Annotated in this window: 18 protein-coding genes; 16 read left to right on the top strand and 2 right to left on the bottom strand. The window is 69.8% G+C overall.

The annotated features are described in order from the left end of the window. Nucleotides 1-275 precede the first annotated feature (275 nt). The 5 genes from AC0685_RS06890 to AC0685_RS06870 are packed head-to-tail and all read left to right on the top strand — an operon-like array spanning nt 276 to nt 12836. Nucleotides 276-6587, top strand: a complete 6312-nt coding sequence (locus AC0685_RS06890) for an SDR family NAD(P)-dependent oxidoreductase (protein ID WP_478224706.1) — start codon at nt 276-278, stop codon at nt 6585-6587. Next, nucleotides 6581-10603: a beta-ketoacyl synthase N-terminal-like domain-containing protein gene (locus AC0685_RS06885; RefSeq protein ID WP_478224705.1), complete on the top strand. Its 4023-nt coding sequence runs from the start codon at nt 6581-6583 to the stop codon at nt 10601-10603. The genes AC0685_RS06890 and AC0685_RS06885 overlap by 7 nt, the downstream gene beginning before the upstream one ends. A 16-nt stretch (nt 10604-10619) precedes the next feature. Further along, complete coding sequence (locus AC0685_RS06880) at nt 10620-10919, top strand: phosphopantetheine-binding protein (RefSeq protein ID WP_478224704.1); 300 nt, start codon at nt 10620-10622, stop codon at nt 10917-10919. A gap of 4 nt (nt 10920-10923) precedes the next feature. Next, nucleotides 10924-11709, top strand: a complete 786-nt coding sequence (locus AC0685_RS06875; RefSeq protein ID WP_478224703.1) for an alpha/beta fold hydrolase — start codon at nt 10924-10926, stop codon at nt 11707-11709. After that, nucleotides 11706-12836 (top strand): glycosyltransferase, encoded by a 1131-nt coding sequence (locus AC0685_RS06870; protein WP_478224702.1) that lies wholly within the window; start codon nt 11706-11708, stop codon nt 12834-12836. Before AC0685_RS06875 ends, AC0685_RS06870 begins: the two co-directional genes overlap by 4 nt. Nucleotides 12837-12942: 106 nt before the next feature. Here AC0685_RS06870 and AC0685_RS06865 read toward each other — a convergent pair whose 3' ends face one another. Together AC0685_RS06865 and AC0685_RS06860 are read right to left on the bottom strand one after the other, a co-directional pair. Continuing rightward, the gene (locus AC0685_RS06865; protein WP_340685560.1) at nt 12943-13797 is read right to left on the bottom strand and encodes an ABC transporter permease; all 855 of its coding nucleotides are present in this window, start codon (nt 13795-13797) and stop codon (nt 12943-12945) included. Beyond that, nucleotides 13794-14738 (bottom strand): ATP-binding cassette domain-containing protein, encoded by a 945-nt coding sequence (locus tag AC0685_RS06860; RefSeq protein ID WP_478224701.1) that lies wholly within the window; start codon nt 14736-14738, stop codon nt 13794-13796. The genes AC0685_RS06865 and AC0685_RS06860 overlap by 4 nt, the downstream gene beginning before the upstream one ends. A 237-nt stretch (nt 14739-14975) precedes the next feature. On the opposite strand from AC0685_RS06860, the gene AC0685_RS06855 reads away from it, so the two are divergent. The 11 genes from AC0685_RS06855 to AC0685_RS06805 are packed head-to-tail and all read left to right on the top strand — an operon-like array spanning nt 14976 to nt 24876. Next, nucleotides 14976-15755, top strand: coding sequence for a hypothetical protein (locus tag AC0685_RS06855; RefSeq protein ID WP_478224700.1), 780 nt, complete (start codon nt 14976-14978; stop codon nt 15753-15755). 2 nt (nt 15756-15757) lie between these two features. Continuing rightward, the gene (locus AC0685_RS06850; protein ID WP_125796979.1) at nt 15758-16561 is read left to right on the top strand and encodes an MlaE family ABC transporter permease; all 804 of its coding nucleotides are present in this window, start codon (nt 15758-15760) and stop codon (nt 16559-16561) included. Nucleotides 16562-16565: 4 nt separating this feature from the next. Then, a complete protein-coding gene (locus AC0685_RS06845) occupies nt 16566-17405 on the top strand; it encodes an MlaE family ABC transporter permease (RefSeq protein WP_034315131.1) in 840 nt (279 codons plus the stop codon). Continuing rightward, nucleotides 17402-18625 carry an MCE family protein gene (locus tag AC0685_RS06840; RefSeq protein ID WP_478224699.1) on the top strand — a complete coding sequence of 408 codons (1224 nt, stop codon included), beginning with the start codon at nt 17402-17404 and terminating at the stop codon, nt 18623-18625. Before AC0685_RS06845 ends, AC0685_RS06840 begins: the two co-directional genes overlap by 4 nt. Further along, nucleotides 18622-19635 carry an MCE family protein gene (locus AC0685_RS06835; RefSeq protein WP_478224698.1) on the top strand — a complete coding sequence of 338 codons (1014 nt, stop codon included), beginning with the start codon at nt 18622-18624 and terminating at the stop codon, nt 19633-19635. The genes AC0685_RS06840 and AC0685_RS06835 overlap by 4 nt, the downstream gene beginning before the upstream one ends. Then, nucleotides 19632-20642 carry an MCE family protein gene (locus AC0685_RS06830; protein ID WP_478224697.1) on the top strand — a complete coding sequence of 337 codons (1011 nt, stop codon included), beginning with the start codon at nt 19632-19634 and terminating at the stop codon, nt 20640-20642. Before AC0685_RS06835 ends, AC0685_RS06830 begins: the two co-directional genes overlap by 4 nt. After that, entirely contained in the window at nt 20642-21646 is a 1005-nt protein-coding gene (locus AC0685_RS06825) for an MCE family protein (protein ID WP_478224696.1), read from the top strand. Before AC0685_RS06830 ends, AC0685_RS06825 begins: the two co-directional genes overlap by 1 nt. Then, complete coding sequence (locus AC0685_RS06820; RefSeq protein ID WP_478224695.1) at nt 21643-22623, top strand: MCE family protein; 981 nt, start codon at nt 21643-21645, stop codon at nt 22621-22623. Before AC0685_RS06825 ends, AC0685_RS06820 begins: the two co-directional genes overlap by 4 nt. After that, nucleotides 22623-23723, top strand: a complete 1101-nt coding sequence (locus tag AC0685_RS06815; protein WP_478224694.1) for an MCE family protein — start codon at nt 22623-22625, stop codon at nt 23721-23723. Before AC0685_RS06820 ends, AC0685_RS06815 begins: the two co-directional genes overlap by 1 nt. 5 nt (nt 23724-23728) lie before the next feature. Beyond that, the gene (locus AC0685_RS06810) at nt 23729-24232 is read left to right on the top strand and encodes a hypothetical protein (RefSeq protein ID WP_478224693.1); all 504 of its coding nucleotides are present in this window, start codon (nt 23729-23731) and stop codon (nt 24230-24232) included. Nucleotides 24233-24243: 11 nt separating this feature from the next. Beyond that, nucleotides 24244-24876 (top strand): hypothetical protein, encoded by a 633-nt coding sequence (locus tag AC0685_RS06805; protein WP_478224692.1) that lies wholly within the window; start codon nt 24244-24246, stop codon nt 24874-24876. Nucleotides 24877-25898: the final 1022 nt, after the last annotated feature.

Here is a 25898-nt window from a genome sequence, read left to right as displayed (position 1 = left end):
TTCGGTGACAATTCTTCTGTTTTGTCATATCGGTGAGCAACGCGTTGCCAAAACATGCGACGTGGGTGATAAAAGTGCAGGTCAGAGGCTTGTTTCGTGGGTGCCGACATATTTGTTTCCGGCGTCGGACTTTAGCACGCGTTCCCTTGTTTTCCGAGTTTTCGCACGAGACTATTGCGCTCTCTGCGGCAAGTAGGTTATTTCTTGGGAATCCCGCTGAAAGATCGCCGAACCCGGCGAGGTTCGACCAGCCCAGCCGAACAGGAGGTCCGCCGGTGAGTCATGCGACGGCGCGCACGCGGGTACTCGGCGTCAACCCGCTCGGACGTCCCGATCCCGGACTGGCGGCCGCCGTCGCCAGGGGTGGCGGTCTCGGGATCGTGGATATCGGGTCCACAATGGACTGTGGCTTTCCGTTTGGCGTCCGGATCCCCACGGGACGTCACGTGCGGGACGAAGAGGTGCGGGAAAGCGGCGCGGGGCTCGTGCTGCTGGCCGAGGGGGCGGTCTGGCGGGGCAGGGCCGACCTCCCCGTGCTGGCCGAGGTGACCGGTGTCGAGCAGGCCGTCCGGATGCTCGACGCCGGCGCCTCCGGTCTGGTGGCGAGGGGAGCCGAAGCGGGCGGCTCGGATCTCACCACGTTCGTCCTGCTGCAGCGGTTGCTGGCGCGGTTCGGCGACGGTGTCCCGGTGTGGGCGTACGGGGGCATCGGGCCGAGGACGGCGGTGGCCGCGATCGCCGGCGGCGCCGCGGGCGTGGTGCTCGACGGGCTCGGCCTGTTCCCGGAGGCCGACGTGCCCGCCGCGGAGCGCACCGAACTGGCCAGGGCCGACGACGGGCTCACCGCGCTGTTCGCGAATCGCTTCGAGGACGCGGAAAGCGCTGTCCGCTCGGTCGTGCGCTCGCTCGCGGCGCCGGCGGTGATCCCCGCGGACCAAGGCGAACGGCTGTGCCGCACGTTGGGGACCCGCCTGCCGGTCGTGCAGGGCCCGATGACGCGGGTGAGCGACCAGCCCGGGTTCGCCGCCGCCGTCGCCGCGAACGACGGCTTCCCGTTCGTCGCGGTCGCCACCGCGAACGGCGCCAAGACCGCCGAACTGCTCGGCCGGACCGCCGGCGCCCTCGGTGAACGACCGTGGGGAGCGGGCATCCTCGGGTTCGTTCCTGAGGCCCTGCGCGCCGAACAGCTCGCGGCGATCCGCGCGGCGCGCCCACGATGCGTGCTGATCGCGGGCGGGAAACCCGCGCAGGCCAAGACACTGGAGGCCGACGGCATCGCGACCTTCCTGCACGTGCCATCGCCGATCCTCCTGCGGCAGTTCCTCGACGCCGGGATCCGCCGGTTCGTCTTCGAGGGCGCCGAGTGCGGCGGGCATATCGGCCCGCGGTCGAGCTTCGTGCTGTGGGAGCAGCAGCTGGACGTCCTGCGCGAACACGGCGCCGACGACGTCGAGGTCCTGTTCGCGGGTGGGATCCACGACGCCCGGTCCGCCGCGATGGTGTCGGCGATGGCGGAGCCGCTCACGGGCATCGGCATCCTGATGGGCACCGCGTACCTGTTCACCGAAGAAGCCGTGACTCATGGCGCCATCACCGGGACCTTCCAGGACCGCGTGCTCGACGCCGGGTCCACGGTCACCCTGGAGACCGCGCCCGGACACCTGACCCGCTGCCTGCCCAGTCCGTACACCGACGAGTTCGCCGCGCTGAAGGCCGGGCTCCGCTCGGACGGCGTTCCGCCGCAGGAGGTCTGGCAGCGGCTGGAGGAGCTGAACACCGGACGGCTGCGGATCGCGAGCAAGGGCATCCGGCGGGAAGGCGACGCGCTCGTCGAGGTCGACACCCTCGGCCAGCTCGCCGAGGGCATGTACATGGCTGGGCAGGTGACGGTCCTGCGCGAGCGGTGTACCGACATCGCCGCCCTGCACCGGGAAGTCACCGAAGGCGCGGCGAAACTGCTCGCCGCCCGCGTTCCCGCCGAGGAGTCCGTTGTGGACGGTGACATCGCGATCGTCGGGATGGCCTGTGTGTTCCCGGGGGCACCCGACCTCCCGGCCTTCTGGTCCAACGTCCTGCACGGTGCGGACGCCGTCACCGAGGTGCCGGTTCACCGCTGGGACACCGATGTCTACGCGGACCAGTCGACGTCGAAATGGGGCGGTTTCCTGCCTCCGGTGGACTTCGACCCGCTCGCCTACGGCATCCCGCCCAAGTCGATGGGCAGCATCGACCCGGCCCAGCTCGTGTCCCTGCGAACCGCGCGCCGCGCCCTCGAAGACGCCGGCTACGGTGAAGGCGGCTTCGACCGCGAGCGCACCAGCGTCATCTTCGGCGCCGAAGCCGGGGGAGACCTGGCGAACGCAGGAGTCCTGCGCGCGCTGCTCCCCAGCTACCTCGAAGACGTCCCGGAGGAACTCCTCGCCCAGCTGCCGGAACTGACCGAAGACTCGTTCCCCGGCACCCTCGCCAACGTCATCTCCGGCCGGATCGCCAACCGGCTCGACCTCGGCGGCGCCAATTACACCGTGGACGCCGCGTGTGGCTCTTCGCTGGCCGCGCTGGACCTCGCGGTGAAGGAGCTGCGGGCGGGGACGAGTTCGATGGTCCTGTGCGGAGCGGTCGATCTGCACAACGGCGTCAACGACTACCTCATGTTCACCTCGGCGGGTGCCCTGTCGCCGACCGGCCGGTGCCGTCCGTTCGACGCGGCGGCGGACGGGATCGCCCTCGGCGAGGGCGTCGCGTGCCTCGTGCTCAAGCGGCGGTCCGACGCCGAACGCGACGGCGACCGTGTCTACGCCGTGGTCAAGGGCGTCGGCGCCGCCAGTGACGGCAAGGCGCTCGGCCTCACCGCGCCGCGTCCCGAGGGACAGCGGCGAGCCCTCGCCCGCGCCTACAGTGACGCCGGTGTGTCCCCGGCGGACGTCTCGCTGGTCGAGGCGCACGGTACGGGCACGGTCGTCGGCGACGCCACCGAACTGACCACGCTCACCGAGTTCTTCCTCGCCGCGGGTGCCGAACCGGGCACGTGCGCGCTGGGTTCGGTGAAGAGCCAGATCGGGCACACGAAATGCGCCGCGGGACTGGCGGGCCTGATGAAGGCGGCGCTGGCGCTGTGGCACGAGGTCGTGCCGCCCACATTGCACCTGAGCAGGCCGAACCCCGCCTGGGACGCCGAGAGCAGTCCCTTCACCTTCTCCACCGGCGCCCGGCCGACGCCGGTTCCGCGCGGACGCGAGTTCGCCGGAGTGAGCGCGTTCGGGTTCGGTGGGACCAATTTCCACGCGGTGCTCGCCGCCCCCGGAGTGCCGCCGGGGCGGCGGCACGGCCCGCGTGACTGGGACGCCGAGCTGGTCCTGCTCCGCGGCACCGACGTGGACGCCGCCCGCGCCACCCTGCGTGATCTGCTGGCGGCCAACGAAGGCCGTCCGCTCCGGGAGATCGCCGCCCTCGCCGCCGAGCGGGGCGGATCGGGGCCGGTGCGGCTCGCGGTCGTCGCGAGTGACGTCGCGGAACTGCGTGAGGCCGTCGAGAACGGTGGAGGTCTTGCCGCGGAGAGCACCGAACCCGGTGCGGTCGCCTTCCTGTTCCCCGGCCAAGGCAGCCAGCGGACGGGAATGCTGGCGGACCTGTTCGTGCACTTCCCCGAACTGGCCGACGTCCTGAGGCTCGCTCCCGACGTCGCCGCGACGGCTTTCCCGCCGCGCGCGTTCACCGAAGACGCCCGCGCCGCGCAGGACGAAGCGCTCAAGGACACGCGTATCGCACAGCCCGCGCTCGGGCTCGTCGAGTCGGCCGTCTGCCGGCTGCTCGCCGACCTCGGCGTCCGGCCGGATCTGCTGGCGGGGCACAGCTACGGCGAACTGACCGCGCTGTCGGTCGCGGGCGCGTTCGACACGCCGACCTTGGTGGCGCTCAGCCGGGCCAGGGCCCGTTCGATCGCCGAAGTCGCGGGCGCGGACCCGGGCGCGATGGCCGCGGTGAAGGCATCCAGCGAGGAACTGGCCACCGCACTCGACCACCCGGACGTCGTACTGGCCAACCACAACGCGCCGGGGCAGACCGTCCTTTCCGGACCGACGGCCGCCATCGAGGAGTCGGTCCGCGAACTGCGCGCCCAGGGGATCGGCGCGAAGCGGATCCCGGTCGCCTGCGCCTTCCACAGCCCGCTGGTGGCCGGGGCGAGCGACGTGTTCGCCGTCGATCTCGACAATGCCGAGATCGGCGAGCCGGGTCCGCCGGTGTGGTCGAACCGCACCGCCCGGCCGTACGAAGCCGGGGCGGTCCGCGCCGAGCTCGCGGCACAGATCGGCTCGCCGGTGCGGTTCGTCGAACTGATCGAGGACATGTACGCGGCAGGCGCGCGCACATTCGTGGAGGCGGGCCCCGGGCAGGTGCTTTCCCGGCTGGCCAAGGACATCCTCGGCGACCGGCCGCATACCGTGATCGCGTGCGACCCCGGCGGGCCGGGGCTGCGCGGGTTCCTCACCGCGCTCGCGCGACTGGCTCTCACCGGTGTCGATGTGCGCATCGAACGGCTCTTCCGCGGCCGTGTCCGTGTCGGTCCGCTTCCCAAGCCCGTTTGGACCGTGGACGGCCAGACCGTCCGCGCGCCAGGCGGCGAGGTCCCCGCCCATGGGCTCGTGCCCGCCCGACGAATCCCGAGGACGACCATGAACCAGCCCGCGCCCGGACGTGACCAGGCCGTCGTCGAATTCCTTCGCACCAGCCGCGAGCTGCTGGCGGCGCAACGGGACGTGATGCTGGGGTACCTCGGCACCGCGCCGCTCGCCGCCGCTCCGGTGCGGGCTCCGGTCGTGCCGGCGTTGCTCCCGCCGGTCGAGGCCCCGGCCGTCGTGCACACGCCGGTCGCCGAGCCGGAACCGGTCGCGGAGGCCGCGGTCACGGACGTCCTGGCCACCGTGATCGGCGCGATCAGCGAACGCACCGGCTATCCGGCCGAGATGATCGACGCCGATCTCGACCTGGAAGCGGATCTCTCCATCGACTCGATCAAACGCACCGAGATCGCGGGCTCGTTGCTCGCGAAGCTGGGTCTCACCGGCCGGGTGCACGACGACGCCCAAGATCAGCTCAGCCGTGATCGGACGGCGAGCGCGCTGGCCGCACGGCTGCGGAAGTGGCTCGAACCGGCGGCACCGGTCGTCGCGACACCGGTTCCCGCCGAGACACCCGTCGGAACCGCTCCCGGCCGGTACCTGCTCGACCGCGTGTCCGCGCCGCTCGGCACGCCCGACCTCGCCAAGGTGACCGGCAGATCGATCGCGGTGAGCGCCGAGCCCGGCCAGGAGGAACTGGCCGAATCGGTCCGCGCGGTGTTCGCCGACGCGGGTGCCCTGCCGGGGGAGCGGGACGAGGCCGACGTCGTCGTCGTGCTGAATCCGTTGTCGGACGCCGAGGAACCCGTCGCGGCGCAGGTGTTCGGCCTGCTCAAGAGCGCCAAGGGCGCGGTGGTCGTGGTGGCGAGGCCAGGTGCCGCGCACACCGCCGGGCTGCGTGGTCTCGTTCGCGCGGCGGCGCGGGAGCGGAGCGAGCCGACCAGACTGGTCGAGGTGGAGTCCACAGTGGACCTCGGGCGGATCGTGCTGGAAGAGGCGATCGCCGACGGTCCGGTGGCCGTTCGCTACGACACCGCGGGACGCGCGGCGTTCGAGCCTTCCGCGGGCTCGCTCGGTTCGATCGCGTATGCGGGCGCCGGTCCCGGCGGGGGCGAGGTCAAGGCGCTCGGCCTCGACGCGGATTCGGTGCTGTTGCTGGTCGGCGGCGCCCGCGGGATCACCGCGCGGGCGGCGGTCGCGCTGGCGGCGAGCGGATGCCGGATCGAACTGGCGGGCCGCACACCGTGGCCCGCCGAACCCGGCGACGAGGACCTTCCCGATGACGCGCCGGGGATGCGCTCGGCCTTGGCCGCGCGTGGCGGCTCGCTCGCGGACATCGAACGCCGGGTGCGCACCGTCCTGGCCCAGCGCGAGATCGCGCGGACGCTCGACCAGATCCGGGCGGCGGGCGGTATCGCCGCCTACCGGTCGCTCGACGTACGCGACGCCGCCGCCGTCCGGCAGGTGGTCAAGGATCTGCACACCCGCTACGGGCGGATCGACGGCGTCGTCCACGCGGCCGGCGTGATCGACGACAAGCTGATGGCCGACAAGGACGAGCACTCGTTCCGCACGGTCTACGGGACCAAAGTGGACGGTGCGCGGGCGTTGCTCGACGCGCTGGAGCATTTCGGTGTGCGGCCCGGGTTCGTGACCTTCTTCGGCAGTATCGCCGCGGTGCTGGGAAACCGGGGGCAGACCGACTACGCGGCGGCGAACGACGCGCTCGAAACCCTCGGCGAGCAGTGGGCGGAACGTACCGGCTGCCGGGCGCTGACCGTCCACTGGGGACCGTGGGCGCCCTCGGACGATCACGCGGGCATGGTCTCGCCCGAGCTGGCGCGCGAGTACGAGCGCCGCGAGGTGGCGTTGATCGACCCGGACGAGGGTACCGCCGCGCTCCTGCGTGAGCTGGCCTACGGTCCGGCCGACGTCCGCTCGGTGCTGTACACGGCGTCGCTGTGGTGAACCAGGAGCCGGTCGCGATCGTCGGGATGGGCGTGTTCCTGCCCGGCGCGTCCACTGTGGACGAATATTGGCGGAACATCGAGTCGGGCACCGACGCGATCACCGAGATCCCGCCGCACCGCTGGGATCCGAGTTTCCACGACGGAGACGGCCGCACCCCGGATCGCACCTACGGAAGGCGCGGCGGGTTCGTCGCCGACAGCCTGGACTTCGACGCGACGGCGCTCGGCATCGCCCCCAGCAGCGTCGCCGGGATGGAGCCGGACCAGCTCGTCGCGCTGGCCGTGGCCGCTTCCGCGGTCGACGACGCCGGTGGCCTGCGACGGCTCGGAGACCTCGAACGCGTGGGCGTGATCCTCGGCAGGGGCGGCTACCTCTCGCCCGGGCTCCAGCGGTTCGACCAGCGGGTCCGGTCGGTCCGCCAGATCACCGGCGCCGTCCGGGAGCTGCTGCCGTCGGCGCGTCCGGAGATGCTGGACCGGCTCCGGGACGCTCTGCTGGAACCGCTCGGCGAGTTCCGGCCGGACACCGCGATCGGGCTGGTGCCGAACCTCGCCGCGTCGCGGGTCGCCAACCGCCTGGACCTCGGCGGCCCCGCGTACACGGTGGACGCGGCCTGCGCGTCGTCGCTGCTCGCCGTGGACCAGGCGATCGGCGAACTCGCCCGGCGCCGCTGCGACGTCGTGCTGGCCGGCGGCGTGCACCACTGCCACGACGACACGCTCTGGTCGATGTTCACCCAGCTCGGCGCCCTCTCGCCGAGCCAGCGGATCAGCCCGTTCTCGCGGGACGCTGACGGGCTGCTGATCGGCGAAGGCACCGCGATCGTCGTGCTGAAGCGGTTTTACGACGCGCGCCGCGACGGCGACCGGGTCTACGCGGTACTGCGTGGTTCGGGGACGTCGAGCGACGGGAAGGGCGCGAGCCTGCTCAGCCCGGCCGTCGCCGGTCAGACACTGGCGCTGCGCCGCGCGTGGGCGTCGGCGGGCCTCGATCCCACCGCGCCCGGCGCGCTCGGCCTGTTGGAGGCGCACGGAACCGCGACACCGGCCGGGGACGCGGCCGAACTGGCCACCCTCGCCGAGGTGTTCGGCCCGCCGGACGGACCCCGCGCCGCGATCGGCGCGGTGAAGGCGATGATCGGCCACACCATGCCGACCGCCGGGGCCGCCGGACTGGTCAAGGCGGCGCTCGCCCTGCACCACGCGATCCTGCCGCCGACCCTGAACTGCGCCGATCCGAGCCCCCTTCTGGACAAAACGCGATTCCGTACCTTGACCACCGCCGAGCGCTGGCGTTCGGGGGACGTCCCGCGCCGGGCGGCGGTCAACGCCTTCGGTTTCGGCGGCGTCAACGCGCACGTGGTGCTGGAGGAGGCCGACCCGGCGCCCGCGCGGCCGCGCCGGGCCAAGGTGACCGGGGAACCCGAGCGCGTCCTGCTGCTCGCGGCGCACACTCCCGGGGAACTGCGCGCCCTGCTCGCCCGCCCGAAGCCGGAATCCGGTGGGCACGGCCCGTGCCGGATCGGGATCGTCCGGCCCGACGAGAAGCGGCTCGAAGTCGCGCGGAGGGTGCTCGCCAAGGTCACGGCCGAGGGCGGGTCCTGGCACGGCCCCAACGACATCTGGTGCACGACCGCGCCCCTGCTGGACCAGGCCGGGGCGAAGACCGCTTTCGTCTACCCAGGGCTGGAGGCGGACGCGGAACCACGGTGCGACGACGTCGCCAGGCACTTCGGATCGGACCGTCCGGAGTGGTCGACGGCGAGTGTGCTTTCGCGGGCTACGAGCGTGTCCCAGGTCGGGTTGCTGCTCGACGCCGCGCTGAGGCGGCTCGCCATCAAGCCGGATCTGCTCGCCGGGCACAGCGTCGGCGAATGGACCGCGATGCAGGCGGCGGGCATGTACCCGGGACAGTCCACAGAGGACATGCTGAACCGGTACTGGCCGCAGGGGTTCACCCTGCCGGACGCCGAGTTCCTCGTGCTGGGCTGCTCCGCGGAGCGTGCCGAGGCGCTGCTCGCGGCCGAACCGGAGCTGATGATCTCGCACGAGAACGCGCCACGGCAGACGATCGTCTGCGGTGACCCGGCCGCCGCCGCCCGGCTAGCCAAGCTGTGCACGCAGCATGGCATCGTCGCCAGGACACTGCCGTTCCGGTCGGGATTCCACACGCCGCTGATGCGATCCCGGCTCGGCCCGTTCACCCGGCTCGCCGCGGAACTGGACCTGAAACCGCCGCGGATCCCGGTCTGGTCGGCGACCACGGCGCGGCCGTATCCCGCGGACCCGGTGGAGGTCCGCGAGCTGTACCTGGCACACCTGGTGCGCAAGGTCCGGTTCCGGGAACTCGTCGACGCGCTCTACGCCGACGGCGCGCGGGTCTTCGTGCAGGCGGGCGCCGGTCAGCTCGGCTCGTTCGTGTCGGACACGCTGGGCTCGCGGCCGCATCTGGTCATCCCGGCGTCGTCCGGTACGAGGCCGGGCCTCGCGCAGTTGCGCAGGGTCGCCACCGCGGTCTGGGTGGAGGGCGGACGCCCGGCGTTCGAGGCGCTGGAGCCGCGTCGCACCCGGATCGACACGGCGGGCACGCTGCTCTCGGTCGAGGGTGACTTCAAAGGCATGTTCGACGGCGCGGTTCCCGAGCTGGTCCACGGCGTGCCGGACGCGATCGTCGCGGAGTTCACCGCGCTGCTCGCCGAGACCAGGGAGGCCGCCGCGAGTGTCGCCAACGCCGCGGCGCGGCGCACCTTCGAGTCCGCTGTGGACGTGTCGCTGACGACGATGCCGTACCTGGTGGACCATCGGTTCTTCCGTCAGCGCGAGGGCTGGCCCGACGAAGCAGACTTCCGTCCCACCGTGCCGGCGACGACGCTGGTCGACCTGGCCTGCCGGGAAGCGGAACGGGCCTGGCCGGGTACGGTCGCGACCGGGGTGAGCAACGCGGCGTTCTCCCGGTGGCTGATCGCCGCCCCCGCCGTACGCGTGCCGCTTTCGATGACCCGCGAGGATGATCGGATCAGTGTCCAAATAGGACCCCACGCCAGTATGGACGTCCATCTCGAACAACGGTATCCGACGGCCCCCCGGCCGTCCCCGCCGCCGGGACCGGAAACCGCGCCGCCGCTGAGCGCCGCCGAGATCTACACCCGCCGCGAGATGTTCCACGGCCCCGCGTACCAAGGGCTCGACAGGCTCATCGGCCTCGGCGAACGGCATATCCGCGGCGACCTCGTCGTGCCGACGGCGCCCGGCGCGCTGCTGGACAACGTCGGCCAGTTGCTGGGCTGCTGGCTGATGGCCACGAAGGCGGACGCGCTGCTGGCGTTCCCGACGTCGATGGGCCGGATCACCTGGTACGCGCCGGAACCGGCGCCGGGCACCCGGCTGCGGTGCGTGGTGCGGGTCCGGCTGCCGCGGCCGGACGTGCTGGAGATGGACGCGGAACTCGTGCTGGACGGCGCCGTGCTGGCCAGGATCGAGCAGTGGCGGGACATCCGGTTCCCGTGCGACCGGCCTGCCCACCGGGTCTACGCCTTCCCGGACCGGAACCGGCTTTCCGAGGACCACCACGGCGGCTGGACGCTGGTCACCGACCGGTGGCCGAGCCCGGCGGCGCGGGACATCTACGCCGGCATCTACCTGGGCACGGAGGAACGTGCCGAGTTCGCCGCCTGCGCGCCCCGGCGGCAGCGCGGCTGGCTGCTGGAACGGATCGCGATCAAGGACGCGGTCCGCGCGAAACTCGGCCTGGGCGGCGTGTACCCGGCGGAACTCCGCGTGAGCGCCGACGGGACCAGGGTGACCGGGCTCCACGGCCGGACGGTGCCACCGCTGGAGGTGGCCGTCGCGACCACGGGAGAGGTCGCGGTCGCCCTCGTCCGCGAACCGGCCGCGACGCCGCCCAGGATCGCGATCCGGGCGGAAGGTGAGCTGGCCGGGCTGGCCGAGGAGATCGGTATCGGGGCGGAATTCGCCGGAATCCCCGGGCATGTGGTGGCCTGGAACCGCGGGTAAGAACAGGGAGCAGAGCATGACGATCGAACAGCAGAGCCCGACGTCGGTCTTCGGCACCGTGGCGGAGTTGCTGCGAGAACTGGTCGGGGACACCGACGTCCTCGGCATCGAGATCACCCCGAAGACCACCTTCCACGAGGATCTGCAGCTGGAGAGCATCGACCTGGTGACCTTCGCGAGCATCCTCGCCGAGTTCTTCGGCGCGGACGTCAACCTCGCGGAGTTCCTGGCGGAGAAGGACCTCGACGACGTGATCGAACTCCGCGTCTGCGACATCGCCGACTACGTGGCCGCCCGCCTCGGCGAACGGGGGTGAGGCGGTGCCGACGATGACCGTCAACGGGCTGCGCACCAACGTGCAGCTCGTGCCCGGCGGGGGTTCGGAGACCGTGGTGTTCCTGCACGGAATGGGCACCGACAGCCTCGCGAGCTTCTACCTCACGCTCGCGCCGCCGGTCGCCGCCGCCGGGGTGGACGTGATCAGCTACGACCTGCGCGGGCACGGCAAGACAGAACGCCCGGAGCGCGGGTACACGATCGCGGACTTCGTCGCCGACCTCGACGACCTGCTCGATCAGCTCGACCTCGACCGGCCGGTTCACCTGGTGGGCAACAGTTTCGGCGGCACCCTCGCCTACAGCTACGCCGTGGCGAAACCGGAACGGGTGCGCAGCATCGTGTGCATCGAGTCGGAACCCGCCACCGAACTGTGGGCGGGCAAGATGGCGCAGATCCTCGAACACACCGTGCGTTTCTTGAAGGTCGAGGAAAGCTTCGACTGGATCGAGGCCAACTACAGCGCGCATCACCGGCGGCTGGCGCGGATGGCGGCCGAGCGGATCATGTCCACGTCCATGGCCGAGGAGGTCCCGCTCGGTCCGCTGCTGACTCTCGACCAGGTGGCGGGGATCGGCTGCCCGGTACTGTCCATTTTGGGCAGTCACGGTTATCAGGCCGACGACCTCACCGCGTTGACGTCCCTGTTGCCCCGTGGCGAACTGCACGTGTTCGAGGGGCAGGGCCATTCGGTGCTCGTCGAGCAGCACCGGGAAGTCCGGGAGCTGCTGCTGAACTGGATCTCGCGGCACGGGAGGCCACGCGGATGAGATTCCTGCTGGTCGTCCCGCCGCTCACCGGGCACGTGGCGCCGTTGCGCGCGGTGGCCGCCGAGCTGGTGGACCGTGGTCACGACGTCGCCTGGTGCGGTCCGGAACCCACGACGTCCGAGCTGACCCGGGCGGGCCGGGTGTACGCGGCCGCCGACGCGCTGGAGTTCGCCGTCGAGCGCCGCCCCGAGGGCCTGCGCGGGTTCGCGGCGCTGAAATACCTTTGGGAGCAGTACCTGGTTCCGCTGGCGGACGCGATGGTGCCCGGGGTCGAGAAGGCGGTGGCCGCGTTCCGGCCCGACGTCGTGCTCGCCGACCAGCAGGCGTTCGCCGGTGCCCTCGTAGCGAGCCGTCACGCCCTGCCGTGGGTGACGTCCGCGTCGACGTCCACCGAACTCGGGGACCCGCTGGGCACCATGCCGAAGATCGCCGCCTGGGTCGAGGGCCTGCAGGAAGGCCTGCGAGGGCGGCACGAAGTGTCCTGCGGGGACCTGCGTTTCTCGCCGGATCTCATCCTGGCTTTCACCACCGTGTCCCTGACCGGCCCGATCGCCGACGTGGGCGCGGTCCGGTTCGTCGGCCCGGCGCTGGCCCCCGCGCCCCCGGTGGGCTTCTCGTGGGACCGGCTCGACGGACGTCCGCTCGTCCTGGCCACCCTCGGCACCGCCAACGCCGCTCTCGGCCGCCGCTTCCTGTCCGAATGCGTCGACGCCCTCGCCGGGATGCCGGACGTCCAAGGTCTCGTCGTCGACCCCACCGGCGAGCTGCTCAGCGACGAAGTGCTGGTGGTCAAGCGGATCCCGCAGGCGGACGTGGTGCGGAAGGCGGCGGCGGTGATCTGCCACGGCGGGCACAACACCGTCAGCGAGACTCTCGCTTCGGGGCTGCCGCTGGTGATCGCGCCGATCCGGGACGATCAGTCGATGCTGGCGCAGCAGGTCGAGGCCGCCGGCGCCGGGTTGCGGCTGCGCTTCGACCGCGTGAAGGCACCCGACATCCGCGACACGGTCACCGAGGTGCTCACCGAGCCCGCCTACGCCGCCGCGGCCGCGCGGGTGCAGGCCTCGTTCGCGGCGGCCGGGGGAGTCGTGGCGGCCGCGGACCACCTGGAAGCCTTGCCGCGCTGAGCGGGACTCGCGTGCTTGGCGCCGGATCTCGCGAGTTACGCCTTCAAGCACGCGAGTTCCGTCTCCAAGCACGCGAGATCCGGCTTCAAGCACGCGAGTGCGGGGTTCAGGCGATCGGGGTGACGCCTCGCGGCGACCGGAACGTCCTCGCCGCGATCCAACCGCCGCCCGCGGCCGCCACGGCGGCGATCGCCAGCGAAATGGGGATCGACCAGCCCGAAGGGCGTCCGAGCGCGAGTGCCCGGGTCGCATCGATCGCGTAGGTCAGCGGGTTGAGCGCCGAGACCACTCGCAGCCACGTCGGCATAGTCTCGAGCGGCATGTACGCGCTGGAGGAGAACATCAGCGGGAACATGACCACAAAGGACGCCATCTGCAGCGTTTCGGCCTTGCGCAACCAGGTCGTGATGGCGACGAAGATCCAGCTCAGGCACCAGCCGACGACGAGCGTGAGCACAAGGGCGGCGGTGATGCCGAAGACGCCGCCGGTCGGCCGGAACCCCAGCAGGACCACGCTGGCGAGCGCGGTCACCAGCAGTTGCACGCCGAGCCGGGCGGAATCCGAGATGGTGCGCGCCACCAGGACGGCCGAAAGGCTGATGGGCATGCAGCGGAGACGTCCGGTGAATCCACTGTAGATCTCCGCGAGCAGGCCCGCCCCCGAACTCATCGCCGTCGTCATCGCGATGTTCACCAGCGTCGCCGGGACGAGGAAGTTCACGTAGCCCTGGTAAGCCGCGACACCGGGCAGCGTGCTGACCCCGTTGAAGACCTGGCTGAACAGCAGGAGGAGCACGATCGGTTGCAGCAGCCCGAAGAACACGAGCCGCCGGTCGCCGAACGCCGTCTTCAGCGAACGTGCGGCGAGCACCCGGACCTGGGTGGCGAAGGTGCTCGGCGGCCAGGTCGACGGGTCACCCAGCACCGGCGGGGACGGCGCGCGATGCCGTGCCTCGGTCATGACGTGACCGCCGGATTCCGGTGCAGCGAAAGGTAGACGTCGTCGAGCGTCGGCTCGGCGACGGTAAGGTCCTTCATCGGCGCCCCCGCCGCGTCGAGCGCGCGCACCAGCACCGTGATGTCGGCGGGCCCGGACAACGCGACACCGAGCACCAGCCCGGAGGCCGACGTCGTGCAGCTCATGCCGAGCCGGTGCACCGCGGCCAGTGCCCGGCGGGCGGCGAGGTCGGTGCCGAAGGTCAGGGTCGCGGTCCGTTCCCCGAGCCTGGCCTTCAGCTCCGACGGCCGCCCGGCAACGGTGACGTGCCCCAGCCCCAGCACGATGACGTGATCCGCCAGCCTGTCCGCCTCCTCGAGGTACTGCGTGGTGAGCACGACGGTGGTGCCGCGCGCGGCGAGCCGTTCGACGCCGTCCCAGAGCCCCGCGCGGCTGAGCGGGTCGAGGCCGGTCGTCGGTTCGTCGAGGAAGAGGACGTCGGGGGAGCCGACGAGCCCGGCGGCGAGGTCGAGCCGCCGCCGCATGCCGCCGGAGTACGTCCGCGCGGGCCGGTCGGCCGCGTCGTCGAGGCCGAACATGGCGAGCAGTTCGGCCGCGCGAGCCCTGGCCTGATGCCGGTTGGCGCCCAGCAGCCGGGCGACGAGTTCGAGATTGCCGCGCCCGGAGAGCGCGTCGTCGACCGCCGCGAACTGGCCGGTGACCCCGATCCGCCGCCGGACGTGATGCCCGGCGCGCACGACGTCGAAACCGCAGACCTTGGCGCTGCCGCCGTCCGGTTTGACGCGCGTGCTGAGGATGTCGATCAACGTCGTCTTGCCCGCGCCGTTGTGGCCGAGCACCGCGAGCACGGTGCCACGGCCGACCCGGAGACTGACGCCGGCGAGGGCCGTCACTTCACCGTAGTGCTTGGCGAGGCCGGTCACCTCGATGGCAGCCTGCTCCATTCGCCGAACGTAGCCGGGGTTTCGGTGCGGCCGCAAGCTTTTGGGCTCGTGAGTGGCAAGGACGGTTAGAACCGTCATTACCACTCACGAGACCCGACGCAAAACAGTTACGCCCATTACAATCTTTTCCTGTCGCGGACCCTCCATTCCCGAATTACTTGTCCCTCTGGCATTCCGTCAGTAGCGTGCAGCACCAGTTGGCCGTTCGGCCGGACAAGTCGAAATGAGGAAGCCCGTATGTCAGTGCTGACCGGGCGCGTTCTGCGCGCCTTCCTGCTCCCGGCGGTGCTGGGGCTGGGGGCGCTTTCCTTGGCTTCCGCCTCCGCAGATCCCGCCAGGACACAGCAGACACCGGAAGCCTTCGCGCAGGAACCCGCCGTCGCGCAAGCCGGATTGACGTTCGGTTTCTACGTCGGCGACGACCAACAGCCCACGACCAGCCGCGTCGCGAAACTCGGTTCGGACATCACCTTCCCGCAGGGCCGGTTCGACGGCAAGATCCTCGGTTTCAGCGACACCTCGCCGATCACCGGCAAGCTCGCCATCCCGCCGACTTCGAGTTATTTCGTGTCCTTCCGGTTCATGCCCGCCACCGGCACCGTCGAACTCATCCCGGACGGCGACGCGACCGGCGTTGTCGACGTGGACACCGGCGCCACGGGCGACTGCAAGGAGGTCGGCACCAACATCTGCGCGCATACCGATGTCACGAACAAGGTGTTCATCAAACTCTCGAACGTCAAAGTGGACGGCAAGGTCCTCGACGTCGGACCGAACTGCCGGACCGCGCAATCGGTCGCGGTGAACATCAAGGCCCTGGTGCCGCTCGCGGTCCCCGCCCCGCCGGTGAAGGTCACGAGCACCTTCACGACACCGGGGTTCACCGGATGCGGGGTGCGTGAGGATCTGAGCCCGTTGCTGACCGGGCTGGTGTCCGGTCCTGGAAACACCCTGGTCACCAACCTCAGGCTGCGATGCGTCGGCGATGGCCCGCCCCCCAACGGATGTGGAGCCTGACGATGGCCAATCCAGTCGCCCTGCTCGCCCGCGCGCCGGAGAAGGCCGCCGCGGGCCTGCGCGAGTTCGGCCGCATGTGCGCCATGGGGATCGACGTCGTCCTCGCGATGTTCCGCCGCCCGGTGCAGGTCCGCGAGTTCATCCAGCAGTTCTGGTTCATCGCGAGTGTGTCGATCACCCCCGCGATCCTCGTGTCGATCCCGTTCGGCGCGGTCATCTCGCTGCAACTGGGTTCGCTCACGAGCCAGATCGGCGCACAGCAGTTCAACGGCGCCGCGAGCGTCCTCGCGGTGGTGCAGCAGGCCAGCCCGATCGTGACCACGCTGATCATCGCGGGAGCGGGCGGTTCGGCGATCTGCGCGGATCTGGGCGCCCGCTCCATCCGCGAGGAGATCGACGCGATGGAGGTGCTCGGCGTCTCGCCGATCCACCGGCTGATCGTGCCCCGTGTGCAGGCGGCCATCGGCGTTTCGGTGCTGCTGAACGGTTTGGTCAGCGTCGTCGGCGTGCTCGGCGGCTACTTCTTCAACGTCATCGTGCAGGGCGGGACGCCGGGCGCGTACCTCGCGAGTTTCAACGCGCTCGCCCAGCTGCCCGACCTCGTGGTCAGCTCGATCAAGGCGTTCATCTTCGGTTTCCTCGCCGGCGTCGTCGCCGCCTACCGGGGCCTGAACCCCAAGGGCGGCCCCAAAGGCGTGGGCGACGTCGTCAACCAGTCGGTGGTGATCACGTTCCTGCTCCTGTTCTTCGTCAACACGATCCTGACCGCGCTGTACCTCCAGCTCGTCCCGGCGAAGGGAACCTGATCCCGTGACCAGCGTCCCCGAACGGGCCCGCGAGGCGTTCAAACGCCCCGGCAACAGTCTTTTCGAGCTGGGCGACCAGTTGCTGTTCTACATCCGCGCGCTCGCGGCGATCCCGATGGCGGTCACCCGCTACTTCCGGGAAGTGGTACGCCTGCTCGCCGAAGTGACCTTCGGCAGCGGGGCCCTCGCGGTGATCGGCGGGACCGTCGGAGTGATGGTCGGTCTGTGCGTGTTCACCGGGATCACGGTGGGGCTGCAGGGTTTCAGCGCGCTGAACCAGATCAACATCTCCGCGATGACCGGCTTCCTCACCGCGTACTTCAACACCCGCGAGATCGCTCCGCTGTCGGCGGGGCTCGCGTTGTCCGCGACGGTCGGCGCCGGGTTCACCGCACAACTGGGCGCCATGCGGATCTCCGAAGAGATCGACGCACTCGAAGTGATGGCCGTGCGCAGCATGCCCTACCTCGTCACCACCCGGATCGTGGCCGGATTCATCGCGATCATCCCGCTGTACGTGATCGGCCTGTTGATCTCCTATCTCGGCTCGCGGGTGACCACGGTCGTCTTCTTCGGACAGTCCGGCGGAACCTACGACCACTACTTCTCCCTGTTCCTGCCGCCTGAAGACGTGCTGTGGTCGTTCGCCAAGGTCCTCGTCTTCAGCGTCGGCGTCATCCTCACGCACTGCTTCTACGGCTATCGCGCCGCCGGCGGCCCTGCGGGCGTCGGGGTCGCGGTCGGTCGCGCCGTGCGGACGTCGATCGTGCTGATCAGCGTGCTGGATCTGTTCCTCAGCCTGGCGATCTGGGGCGCCACCACGACCGTGAAGGTGTCCGGATGAGCGCGCGCGCCCGGACGCAGGCGGCGGGGGTGGTCTTCCTCGTCATCCTGGTGCTGCTCGGCTGGCTCGCCGTCGCCATCTTCAACAAGGACTTCGACCGCGCGGAACTGGTCACGCTCAAAACCGACAGGGTCGGCAACCAGTTGGCCCCGCCCGCCGAGGTCAAGGTCCGCGGCGTCCCGTTCGGCGAGGTCAGGTCGGTGCGGGGCACCGCGGAAGGCGCGGAGATCGATCTCGCCCTCGATCCGGCGAAGATCGATCAGCTGCCGCGCAACGTCTCGGCGCGGTTGCTGCCGAAGACGGTGTTCGGCGAGCGTTACGTCAACCTCGTGCTCCCGGAGCGGCCCGCGGGAGGTTCGCTGCGCGACGGCGACGTCATCGGCCAGGACCGGTCTTCCAACGCGATCGAGCTGGAACGCGTCCTCGGCGATCTGCTGCCGCTGCTGCGTGCGGTGCAGCCGCAGAAACTGAACAGTTCGCTGGGCGCGATCTCGCTCGCGCTCGACAACCGTGGGAAGTCCTTGGGGGACAGCATCGTCCAGCTCAACGACCTGCTCAGCCAGGTGAACCCGCTGATGCCGCAGTTCAAGGCCGACATCAGCGGTCTCGCCGACGTGGCGGATCTGTACACCGGCGCCGCGCCGGACATCCTCAAGGCGCTCTCGGATCTCTCCACCACCGCGAAGACCATTGTGGACACTCGGGCGGACCTCGACAAGCTGTACGCCAGCGTCACCACCGCGAGCGGCGACCTGAACAAGTTCCTGGTGCAGAACAAGGACAACATCATCGGCGTCAGCGTGAAGAGCAGGCCGACACTCGAGCTGCTTTCCCGATATTCGCCCGAGTTCCCTTGCCTGTTCGACGCGGTGAACCGCCTCAAGCCGGTGATGGAGAAGGCTTTGGGCAAGGGAACCGGGGAGCCGGGACTGCACGTGACGTTGTCCGTCCACGATCCGCGCGACAAATACGTGCCGGGCCGGGACGATCCGCGGTTCGACCAGAAGGGCGGGCCGCGCTGCTACGGCGGCGGCGGGACTTCGGCGGCGGTGGCGTTCGCCGCCGATGGGGACCTCGGCCCGGCCAATTCGAAGGGGGAGCGGGGGCTGGTCGCCGAGATGCTGGCGCCGTCGCTCGGGATGAAGCCGGCCGAGGTCCCGGACTGGAGCAGCGTGCTCGTGGGCCCGGCCTTGCGTGGTACGGAGGTGACCGTCCGATGAGGGGTATCGCGGGGCCGGCGATCAAAGGCCTGGTCTTCTTCGTGATCACCGTGGTGGCGACCGGGATCCTGGCCATCACCATCGCCAACTCCGGGGTCGGCACGACGGTCGGCTACACCGCCAGGTTCACCGACGCCACGTCGGTCAACCCCGGTGACGAGGTCCGGATGTCCGGTGTCCGCATCGGCCAGGTGGATTCGGTCGGGGTGGTCGAGCGTCGGCTGGCGGACGTGCGGTTCTCGGTCGAGAACAAACGCCGCCTCACCGCCGGGGCCACGGTCACCATCAGGTACCGCAACCTCGTCGGCCAGCGATATCTCTCGATCGATCCCGGCCCGGACGGGCCGGCGGTGCTCGACGACGGCGCGTTGATCCCGCCGGAGCGGACGCATCCCGCGCTGGATCTGACCGCGTTGTTCAACGGATTCAAGCCGCTGTTCCAGGCACTTTCGCCGAGTGACGTCAACCAGCTGTCGTTCGAGATCGTCCAGGTGCTGCAGGGCGAGGGGAGCACCGTCGACAGCCTGCTCGAACACACCGCGTCCCTCACGAACACCCTGGCGGGCAAGGACGAGGTGATCGGCCAGGTGGTCGGGAACCTCAACACGGTGCTCGACACGCTCAACTCCCAGGGCGACCAGTTCGACAAACTCGTCGACGTCACCGCGCAGCTGGTCTCCGGGCTCGCCGGCGACGCGAAACCCATCGGGCAGGCGATCGGCGGGCTCGGCGAGCTCACCACCGCCACCGCGGATCTGCTCCAGGACGGCCGCGCGCCGTTGAAGGACAGCATCAACACCCTCGGCGACCTCTCGAAGAACCTCGCCGACAACACCCCGGTGTTCGAGCAGTTCCTGGCGAACCTCCCGAAGAAGCTGGACCGCATGGGCTCGATGGTCTCGTACGGCTCGTGGTTCAACTTCTACCTGTGCTCGGTGAAATCGGACGCACCGCCCGCCCCGGGCGGCCCGCCGGTCGGGATCCCGCTGACCCAGGGACGGTGCCGGTGAAAGCGCCGAGGATCAAACCGTTCCGCAGCCGCAACCCGATCGTCGTCGGCGCCGTCACGGCGCTGCTGATGGCGGTGGCGGGCTCGGCCACCTTCTTCTCCGACGATCTCCCGCTGGTCGGCGGCGGAACCACGTACGCGGCCGAATTCACCGAAGCCGCCGGTCTCAAACGCAACGACGAGGTCCGCGTGGCCGGGGTCAAGGTCGGCGAGGTCTCCGACGTCCTGCTGGACGGTGGCCGGGTCAAGGTCCTGTTCCGGGTCAGGGACACCTGGATCGGCAACCGCACCACCGCCGCGATCAAGATCAAGACCCTGCTGGGGCAGAAGAACCTGGTCCTCGACCCGGTCGGCAACGCGGAACTCGATCCGGACGAGCCGATCCCGGTGCAGCGCACGAGTTCCCCGTACGACGTCACCACGGTGTTCAACGACCTCGCGAACACGGTGGGAGCGATCGACACCGACCAGCTGGCGAAGGCGTTCGGGACCCTGTCGGAAACGCTCGGCGCCTCCACCCCGCAGGAGGTCCGGACCGCGTTCGACGGCATCACCGCGCTGTCCAAGACGCTCGCATCTCGCGACCAGGAGCTGGTGAAGCTGTTCGAGAACACGAACAAGGTGTCGAAGACGCTCGGGGACCGCTCGCAGCAGATCGAGGCGTTGATCCGCGACGGGAACACTCTCCTCACGGAGCTGAACGCGCGCAAGGACGCCATCGCGAAGCTGTTCAGCGGGGTGAAGAACCTGTCGATCCAGCTCAAGGGACTGGTGGCGGACAACCAGAAGACGCTCGGCCCGGCGCTCGACCAGCTCGATCGGGTCGCCACCGTGCTGCTGCGGAACCAGGACAAGCTCAACGAGAGCCTGCGGCTGGCCGGGCCCTTCTACCGCCTGCTCGGCAACGCGGTCGGCAACGGCCGCTGGATCGACACCTACATCTGCGGACTCGTCCCGACCGGCGGCACACCGGGCAGCTGCATGCCTTCGAGGAAGGGGGGACGCTGATGGGGCGCCACTTCACGTTGTCGGATCTCGGGGCGCAGGCCCGGCGGCGGGCCTGGGTACGGAGGCTCGCGCTCGCCGTCGTCGCCGGGCTCCTCGTGACGGCGGCCTGGCCGCTGCTGACCAGGCAGGCCGACCGTGTCCTGACCGGGTTCTTCACCGCGACCGTCGGGGTGTACCCGAACACCGAGGTGCGGGTGCTCGGTGTCCCGATCGGTTCGGTGACCAAAGTCGAACCGCGCGGCACGAACGTCGAGGTGACCATGACGGTCCGGCCCGATGTCAAGCTGCCCGCCGACGTCGGCGCCGTCGTGATCACGCCGAGCCTGGTCGCCGACCGGTACGTCCAGCTCACCCCGGTGTACGTCGGCGGGCCGGAACTGGCCGACGACGGGCGGATCCCGCCCGAGCGCACCGTCACCCCGGTCGAGGTCGATGAACTCCTGGGCAGCCTCAACCAGCTGATGACCGCGCTGGGGCCGAAGGGCGCCAACCGGGACGGCGCGGTCAGCGACGTCCTGACCAAGGCCGCGGAGTACCTCGACGGCAACGGCGGCAAGCTCGGCGAAGCGATCAAGAACCTCGGCGAGTTCGCCAGGACCGCGAGCGATTCCAAGGACGACCTGTTCAACTCGGTCGACAACATCAGCAAGTTCACCGCGATGCTCGCTTCGAACGACGACAAGGTGAAACAGGCGATCCAGCAGATCTCCTCGCTCAGCAAGATCCTTGCCGATCAGCGGGACCAGTTCTCCGGCGCGATGACCGAACTGACCGAAGCGCTCAGCGTGGTGCAGGGCTTCATCAAGGACAACCGGGGCAAGGTCAAGTCCGATGTGGACAAACTCGCCGAGATCACCAAGCTGCTCAGTCAGCAGAAGGCGTCGCTGAGCGAAGCACTCGACGCCGCGCCGAACGCGCTGGCGAACGTGCTCGGCGCGTACAACCAGGGCGCGGGAACGCTGGACGGCCGAGGGAACCTCACCGAATTCTCGGGGGCGAAATGAAAAGCAGGACACTATCTGCCGTCCTGGTCCTCGTGCTGGCCGCCACCGGCTGCAGCGGCGGTGTCGACGTCTACGACATCCCGCTGCCGGGCGGGGCCGCGCTGGGCGAGCGCCCGATCCACGTCACGGCGAGCTTCACGAACGTGCTGGACCTCGTGCCCCAGTCCGGGGTGAAGGTCAACGACGTCCCGGTCGGTCAGGTGCGGACCGTCGAGCTGGCGCCGGACGGCCGAAGCGCGGTGGTCGGCCTGCTCATCAACGGGGACGTGAACCTGCCTGCCAACTCCGTCGCACGGCTGCGGCAGGCGAGCATCCTCGGCGAGAAGTTCGTCGAGCTCGCGCCGCCTCCCGAGGGGACCCCGAGCGGGCGGCTGGTCGACGGCGCGGTGATCCCGCTGGCCAGTTCTTCGCTGACCCCGGAGATCGAGGAGGTGTTCGGTGCGCTTTCCCTGCTGCTCAACGGTGGTGGCGTCGCGCAGGTGCAGAACATCACCCGTGAACTCAACGACGCGCTCGGCGGCAAGGAAAGCGCGGCACGCAGCCTGCTGTCCAATTTGGACACGTTCGTACGCGGCCTCGACGAACATAAGGCCGAGATCACTCGCGCCATCGAGAGCGTCAACAAGCTCGCGGCGACGCTGAACGCGAACACCGAGGAGATCAAGGCGACGCTGAACGGGCTCACCCCCGGCATCGAGGTGCTGAACCAGCAGCGTCAGGCGCTGGTCGGGATGCTCAAATCGCTGGACGGGCTGACCTCGGTCGCGGTCGATACGGTGAACCGCAGCAAGGACGACCTCGTCGCCGACCTCAAGGCGCTCGAACCGTTGCTGCGGAAGCTGGCCGACTCCGGGGACAAACTGCCGAAGGCGATGGAGATGATCTTCACCTTCCCATTTCCCGACGCCGCGCTCGAAGCCATCCGCGGTGACTACCTGAACACGTTCCTGACCTTCAAGAACAGTGGTGGCCGCTGATGCTGACCAAGTTCGTCCGCGTCCAGCTGGTGGTCTTCGTGACCATCGCGGTCCTCGGCGTCGCGTACGTGGGCGCGACGTACGCGGGCCTGGACAAACTGGTGCTCGATCGCGGGTACACCGTCAAAGTGCGGCTCGCCACCGGTGGCGGCATCTTCACCAACGCCGAAGTCACCTACCGGGGCGTGCCGATCGGCCGGGTCGGTGAACTGCGGCTGACGGCCTCCGGGATGGAGGTCGATCTCGAAATCGAGCCAGGCGGCCCGGAAGTGCCCGCGGACACCGAAGCCGTCGTCGCCAACCGATCCGCCGTCGGCGAGCAGTACGTCGATCTGCGGCCGCGCCGCGGCGACGGCGCCATGCTGCGCGACGGTTCGGTGATCGCCGAGGCGGACACGAAGATCCCGCTGCCGGTGGACATCGTCCTGTCCAGTGTGGACTCTTTCGCCAATTCGGTGCCGAAGCCCGCCCTGCGGACCGTGGTCGACGAGCTGTACAACGCGACGTCCGACGCCGGCCCGGCGCTGGACCAGCTCGTCGGGCGGGGGATCGAGTTCGTGCAGGAGGCGAGCGCGCATGTCGGCCCGCTGACCCGGCTCGTGACCGACGCGCAGACCGTGCTCGACACCCAGGTCTCGCAGGCGGACGCGATCCGCTCGTTCGGTGCCAACGCGAAACTGCTCGCCGCGACCTTGAAGAGCTCCGACGGCGATCTGCGGCGGCTGATCCCGGCCGTCCCCGCGGCCGCGAACGAGGTCAGCACGCTTCTGCGGGAGACCGGCCCCAGCCTCGGCATCCTGCTGGCCAACCTGCTGACCACCGCGGACGTGCTGGAAACGCGCCAGGACGGCCTCGAACAACTGCTGGTCACCGCGCCGAAAGCGGTCGCCGCGGGGCACGCGATCATGGGACCCGACGGCGCGCACGTCGGTCTCTCGCTGACGTTCTTCGATCCGCCGCCGTGCGTCACCGGTTACGGGACCGCCTACCGCGACGGACTCGACACTTCGCCGCGTCCGTTGAACACCGCGGCGCGCTGTGCCCTGCCCAAGGGCAACCCCACGAACGTGCGCGGCTCGCAGAACGTGCCGGGAAGGTGAAGGCCATGACTCGAATCGCCGCGTTCCTCGCCGCGATCGCCACGGCTTTGGCGGCTTGGTTCGGCTACTCGTGGTGGGAAGCGAGCCACGACGAAGGTGTCGCGCGGGCGACGGTTCGCGAGGAGGCGTTGCAGGTGGGCAGACAGGCCGTCGCCGCTCTGACCACTTTGGACTACCGGCAGGCGGAGCAGGGCTACCAGAACTGGCTGAACCTGTCCGGCGGCGCGTTGCACGACGAACTGGCGCGCGACCGTGAAGGCGGTCTCGGCCGGATCGGCCAGGCGAAGACCGTGACCACCGGCCGGGTCGTCGACGCCGCGGTGACCGAAGTGGACAGTGGCGGTGGAACGGCCGAGGTGATCGCTTCGGTCGAACTCGAGGTGCGGCCCGAAGGCGGGGAAGCGGTGACCAAGCACAACCGGTTCCGCGCCGGCCTGAACCGGACACCGGACGGGTGGCGGGTCACGTCGCTCGGCCAGGTGCCGGTGACCGACACCGGAAAGCCCTGATGGAGGAAGGGATGACCACGAAACGAGCCGTCAAACCGGCGCGGCGCGCGGTGAAGGTCGCCGGGAAGATGGGCGGTGGCACAAAGGTACTCGAACCTGCGGAAGCCTCGGAGGAGGCTCCGGCCGATCCTCCCGCCGTCGCTCCGGTGCGGCGGCGGGGTGCGCTGGTGTTCGGCGCGGTCGCGCTGGTGATGGCGGCTCTGGCGGGGTGGTTCGCCATCGAGGCGCGGGACGCCACGGCGGTGCTGGCGCACAACACGGCGCTGACCGACGTCGCCACCACCGCGGAGGTGAGCGATCAGATCGGCAAGGCGCTCGGCACGGTCTTCTCCTACCGCTACGACGACCCCGCCAAGAGCGAGCAAGCCGCGAAAGAGGTCCTCACCGGGCCGGCGCTGGGGCAGTACGACCAGCTGTTCGCGCAGGTCCGGGGGCTCGCGGCGGAGCAGAAACTGGTCGTGACCTCGACCGCGGTGGTCTCGGGAGTGAAGGTCCTCGACGGGGACCGGGCGTCGCTGCTGGTGTTCCTGGACCAGACCGGCGTGCGCGGGGACGGGCAACGCAGTACCGGTGCGGCTCAGCTGAGCGTCAGCGCGGAACGGGCCGAGGGGAAGTGGCGGGTGACCGCCCTGGCGGCCGCCTGACTTGAGCGGTCGCCGGTCCGTGAAGGCCTCCTTCCCTACTCTCAAGGTAGGGAAGGAGGCCTTCACGGGCTTTCGCCTCAAGAAGGGGCCGCCCGAAGGGTCAGGATCCCGGCAAAGTCGGCTATCCGCGGGTCAAGCGGGTGCCGGATGGGACACTGTCGGTGTGACCGTGTCTGCTTCGGGCGTTTTGTGATGGGGTCGTGAGTGGCAAAGAGGGTTATAGAGGGGTAAGTCAAACGTGGCGTGCCGGAGTTGGCGGCAGGAGCGGACTTGCCGAAGAGACACCTTCCTGACTGTCCATAAGGGACGTTTTCCGTGGTGTCAGTGCCCGAGTTGAGCGATTTGTGCGATTTGGCGAGGGGGTCGTGAGTGGCAAAGAGGGTTAGAACCCTACTTGTCACTCACGACCCCCTTGCCAAAGCGGGCATATGGCCTTGAAACAGACATTTCGTCACCGGAAAGCGTCCCCTGTGGACACTCAGAGCGCAGCTGACTCCTGTCGGCCAGTCCAGAACCACACCGGGAAGGGCCGCCTCTCCGCCTTGACCCAGCGAAGGGGCCCTTCACCGCAGAGGCTCGGTCACGCCACATTTGACTTACCCCTCAATGGAACCCTCTTCGTCACTCACGACCCCGCTCGAAAACCGTACAGATGCGCTCAAACGGACGTCCACCTGTCAGCTGGCGTCCTTGTGGACACCGTCCGTTCAAGCCCCCTGCCGTCGGCCCCGTTCGAATCACCAAGAGCGACACCGAGCAGCGTTTACGCGACTTTGCCGAGCCCCTGACCCTGAGCCTAGGGAAGGAGGCCCTCACGGGCTTTCGTGGTCCTGCTGGGTGCCGTGCCTGGAGGAGGGTTGCGAAAGCCACTCTCTTTCGCAATCTCCGGCCGCCGTCGGGCTCACGACCGCCCGGCGATCATGTCCCGAAAGCGGCTTTCGCGACACCACCCTCCAGAACCCAAAGGCCTGTTGCGCCTGAAGCCCCTTCCCTCGGCTCAGCCGAGGAAGAGGGCTTCACGT

The organism is Amycolatopsis sp. NPDC043889 (assembly GCF_056435645.1).
This window is presented reverse-complemented; position numbering and strand designations above follow the sequence as displayed.